This window comes from Pseudomonas sp. S37, assembly GCF_016658545.1.
GTDB lineage: Bacteria > Pseudomonadota > Gammaproteobacteria > Pseudomonadales > Pseudomonadaceae > Aquipseudomonas.
Window position 1 is genome coordinate 1 of the sequence record NZ_JACVZC010000204.1, and the last position, 4,297, is coordinate 4,297.

At 63.6% G+C, this 4,297-nt stretch carries 6 protein-coding genes; 4 read left to right on the forward strand and 2 right to left on the reverse strand.

Going from position 1 to position 4,297, the window contains the following annotated elements; translation table 11 throughout:
- Positions 1-126 precede the first annotated feature (126 nt).
- Positions 127-345, reverse strand: coding sequence for a DUF1127 domain-containing protein (locus IAE39_RS29085; protein ID WP_201207910.1), 219 nt, complete (start codon positions 343-345; stop codon positions 127-129).
- Positions 346-441: 96 nt separating this feature from the next.
- Between IAE39_RS29085 and IAE39_RS29090 the strand changes: the two genes are divergently transcribed.
- Positions 442-1,293, forward strand: a complete 852-nt coding sequence (locus IAE39_RS29090) for a LysR substrate-binding domain-containing protein (RefSeq protein WP_201207911.1) — start codon at positions 442-444, stop codon at positions 1,291-1,293.
- Between the two features lie 48 nt (positions 1,294-1,341).
- On the opposite strand, the gene IAE39_RS29095 is transcribed toward IAE39_RS29090, so the two are convergent.
- Entirely contained in the window at positions 1,342-2,091 is a 750-nt protein-coding gene (locus IAE39_RS29095; RefSeq protein ID WP_201207912.1) for a sulfite exporter TauE/SafE family protein, read from the reverse strand.
- A 113-nt stretch (positions 2,092-2,204) separates the two neighbouring features.
- On the opposite strand from IAE39_RS29095, the gene IAE39_RS29100 reads away from it, so the two are divergent.
- The 3 genes from IAE39_RS29100 (at position 2,205) to IAE39_RS29110 (ending at position 4,240) form a co-directional block, all read left to right on the forward strand.
- The gene (locus tag IAE39_RS29100) at positions 2,205-3,158 is read left to right on the forward strand and encodes a LysR family transcriptional regulator (RefSeq protein ID WP_201207913.1); all 954 of its coding nucleotides are present in this window, start codon (positions 2,205-2,207) and stop codon (positions 3,156-3,158) included.
- Between the two features lie 58 nt (positions 3,159-3,216).
- Positions 3,217-3,672, forward strand: coding sequence for a MarR family winged helix-turn-helix transcriptional regulator (locus IAE39_RS29105; RefSeq protein ID WP_201207914.1), 456 nt, complete (start codon positions 3,217-3,219; stop codon positions 3,670-3,672).
- Between the two features lie 139 nt (positions 3,673-3,811).
- On the forward strand, positions 3,812-4,240 hold the full coding sequence (locus IAE39_RS29110; protein WP_023632623.1) for an organic hydroperoxide resistance protein: 429 nt from the start codon (positions 3,812-3,814) through the stop codon (positions 4,238-4,240).
- The last annotated feature ends 57 nt before the right edge of the window (positions 4,241-4,297 follow it).

Here is a 4,297-nt window from a genome sequence, read left to right on the forward strand (position 1 = left end):
TCACCTCCCTCCGCATGCCCTTCGCTCGGCCTCCTGAAGTCGCAATCTGCGTCGCCTGAACTACCGCGCGTTTAGAAGCAAGATCAAAAGCCGAAGCAAGTGCAAGTGCAGTAGCCGCGCCTGGCGTCATTTACGCAGCGGATCATCCCAAAAATGCCGCTCGGCCTCTTGCTGGATATCCGCCCGGCTCAACCCCAGGTCATGCAGGGTCGCATCACTGAGGCGGGCCAGTTCCTGACGCTGGCGGTACAGTTGCAGCCAGCGCGCGGGGCGCTGCAAGGCCGCGTGCCACAGGTGGTTCAGGGTAAAGGCAGGTTGCTGGATGCTGCTGACATGACCTTTCATCGTGAAGCCCTCCGTGTTGATGGCCTCAGTGTCATGCCGGGCATAAGATCAATCCAACGAATGTTTCTGATGCAATGCATCTCGGAGATTGATGCAATGTCCCAGTACCAGAGCCTCGATGCGGACGTACTGCGCACCTTCGTCGCCATCGCCGAGCAAGGCGGCTTCACCCGCGCCGGCGAGGTGGTCAACCGCACGCAGTCGGCGGTGAGCATGCAGATGAAACGCCTGGAGGAAGACATCCTGCAGCGCCAGCTGTTCGAGCGTGATGGCCGCCAGGTGCGGCTGACCGCTGAAGGCCAGGTGTTGCTGGGCTATGCCAGGCGCATCCTCAAGCTGCATGGCGAGGTGTTCAACACCCTGCGCATGCCGCACATGGTCGGGCTGGTGCGCATCGGTACGCCGGATGACTATGCCATGCGCTTTCTGCCAACCATTCTGTCGAGTTTTGCCCAGGCCTACCCGCTGGTGCAGGTGGAGGTACATTGCGACTCGTCCAAACAGCTGATGCTGCGCCAGGACCTGGACCTGACCATCGTCACCCGCGAGCCGGGCAACGAAATTGGCCAGCTGCTGCGCCAGGAACGCCTGGTTTGGGCCGCCGCCGAAGGCTTCTGCCCACAGGAACAACGGCCAATGCCGGTGGCGTTGTTCAATACCGACTGCTTTTGCCGGGCCTGGACCTGCAATGCGCTGGAGGCACAGGGCATCGATTACCGCATCGCCTACACCAGCCCGAGCCTGGCCGCGATCTTTGCCATCGTCACGGCGGGGCTGGCGGTGACGGCGCAGTTGCAGAGCCTGATTGGCGGAAACATACGGATTCTGGGTGAAAAAGAAGGGTTGCCGCAGCTGCCGGTAGCCAATGTGATGCTGGTGCGCAGCACCCAGAACCCCTCGCCGATTACTGATTGCATGGCCGGCTATATCGTCGAAGGGTTCAAGTAAGCCGGGGCCGCTTCGCACCCCATCGCGACGCAAAGCGGCCCCAAATTCTCAAAGTTCGAAACCAAGCATCACCGCACACACCACCAAAAACACACAGAACATCGCCCGCAACACCTTCTCCGGCAACGCATGGGCCAACTTCACCCCCCAGCTGATGCTAAGCAAGCCACCCACCGCCAACGGCAGCCCCACACCCCAGACAACACTGTGATGCACCCCGTACGTCACCAAGGTGACCAAGGTACTGGGCGCCGCCAGCGCCAGCGACAGCCCCTGCGCCACCACCTGGGTCGTGCCGAACACACTGGTCAGGATCGGTGTGGCCACCACGGCCCCGCCCACCCCGAACAAACCGCCCATGGTGCCGGAAAAGCCCCCCAGCACACCCAGCCACGGCCACGCATAGCGCATCTCGGCACTGGCCGGCGCCACCTTCATGAACATCCGCGCCACATTCCACACCGCCAGTGCCACCAGGAAGCCGACAAAGCCCTGGCGCATGGAATGCGCGTCCAGCCCCACCGCCCAGATCGACCCCAGCCAGGCAAACACGAAGCTGCACAGCGACAGCGGCACAGCATGGCGCAACTCGATGCGGTTGCGCTGGTGATAACGCCACAGCGCCAGCAGCACGTTCGGCACCACCATCACCAGCGCCGTACCCTGCGCCAGTTGCTGGTCCAGGCCAAACAGCACGCCCAACGCCGGGATCGCGATCAGCCCGCCGCCAATGCCGAACAAGCCCCCCATGGTGCCCAGGGCAGCGCCCAGCACGATATACAACAACCACTCGATCATCAGGGCCTCGTTCGCCTGTACAGATAATGCGAGCATGCTAACGATTGCGCGCTGGCGGGGAAACGCACAGCAGCGCACAATGGCTGTGCGTTTTTCGCAAAAGCAAGGCAGCCATGAGCCCCGATACCCTTACCGACCAGTTGAGCCTGTTCCTCGATGTGCTGGAGACTGGCAGTTTCTCGGCCGCTGCCCGCCGCCACCCGCTGACGCCGTCCGCCGTGGCGCGGCGCATCGATAACCTGGAAAGCGCCGTGGGCAGCCGCCTGTTCACCCGCAGCACCCATGCTGTGCGTGCAACCCCTGCGGGCAACGCCTTTGCCGAGCGGGCCAGGCGCATCATCGAAGAGCTGCGCCTGGCCCGCGCCGAAGCGGTGTCGTTGAGCAATGCCCCGGAAGGGCTGATCCGTATCGACGCCCCCGCCGCGTTCGGCCGCCGCCACCTGGCCCCGGCCATTGCCGACTTCCTGGTGGCCTACCCGGGCCTGGACGTGCAACTGCGCCTGATCGACAGCTTCGTCGACCTGCACGGCAGCCACCTGGGCGAGGTCGACCTGGTGCTGCGCGCCGGCCCGCTGGCCGACACCCGCCTGGTCGCCACGCCGCTGGCTTACATGGTGCGCATCGCCTGCGCCAGCCCGGCCTACCTGGCCAGCCGCGGCATACCCACCTGCCCCAGCGAACTGCCCGGGCACGACGGCCTCGACTGGGACGGCCTGGCGCCACCCTTCGCCTGGCGCTTCGAGGTGGCCGGGCAAACCCGCCTGTACCGCCCGGCGCGCATGCGCATGGCCGCCAACAACGCCGAAACCCTGCTGTTTGGCGCGCTCGCCGGCCTGGGCATTGCCCACCTGCCCACTTGGCTGATCAGCGAATACCTGTTGCGTGGCGAGTTGCTGCCCTTGTTTTGCGACGGCGGCCTGCCTGAAGCCGAAACCAGTGGCATCTATGCACTGCGCCTGGAACATGAAACGAACTCTCGCAGCCGTTTGCTGCTCGAATTCCTCAAGAGCCGCTTCAGCCCGATTCCACCCTGGGACCTGGCCCTGCGCAGTGAACTGCGCGAGTAATGCGCGCACTAATGATCAGCGTGCCAGAATTTCCCATTGATGACCTTCAAGGACCTGCATGAACGCCGACACCCAAGCCTCCTGTGACGAGCTGCTGCTGGACAACCAGGTCTGTTTCGCCCTGCACTCCACCTCGTTGCTGATGACCAAGGTCTACAAACCGCTGCTGCAGGCGCTGGGCCTGACGTACCCGCAATACCTGGCCATGCTCGTGCTGTGGGAGCGTGACGGGCTTACTGTGGGCGAAATCAGCCAGCACCTGCTGACCGACCCCGGCTCGCTGACCCCACTGCTCAAGCGCCTGGAAAGCGAAGGCCTGCTGCAGCGCAACCGCAGCCGCGAAGATGAACGGGTGGTGCTGGTGCAACTGACCGACAAGGGCCGCGCCCTGCAACAGCAGGCCAAGGAGGTGCCACAGTGCATCCTCAAGGCCAGCGGGCGCAGCCTGCAGCAGTTGCAGCAACTGCAAGCCGACCTGCTGAACCTGCGCGAAAGCCTGCAAAAAAACCTCTGACGGCTAAGCTATGCAATGGCCGTTCGGCTGAACGGTGAATATTTATCTTGCGCGCTAACTAATTGCGCGCTAATTTAAATCCCACACCAACCCGCGCCCTCCTCCAACGGGAGCGCACAGCACATTAGCGAGGCTCAAGATGCAAAAGGTCACTCCGCTGTACATCGCAGAAGCTACCTCCACCGGTGGGCGCGACGGCAAATCCCGCTCCAGCGACGGCAAGCTGGAAGTCAAGCTGAGCACCCCCAAGGAACTGGGCGGCGCAGGCGGTGATGGCACCAACCCCGAGCAGATGTTCGCTGCCGGTTACTCGGCATGCTTCATCGGTGCCCTGAAGTTCGTGGCCGGGCAAGAGAAGAAAGCCCTGCCGGCAGATGCCTCGATCACCGCCAAGGTGGGCATTGGCCAGATCCCGGGTGGTTTCGGCCTGGACATCGACCTGCACATCAACCTGCCGGGCCTGGCCCAGGCCGATGCCGAAGGGCTGGTGGAAAAGGCGCACAAGGTGTGCCCGTATTCCAATGCCACCCGCGGGAATGTGGATGTGCGCCTTCACGTGACTGTCTGAAGCCCACGCGGTCCCCTGTAGGAGCGGCCTTGTGTCGCGATGGGCCGCAAAGCGGCC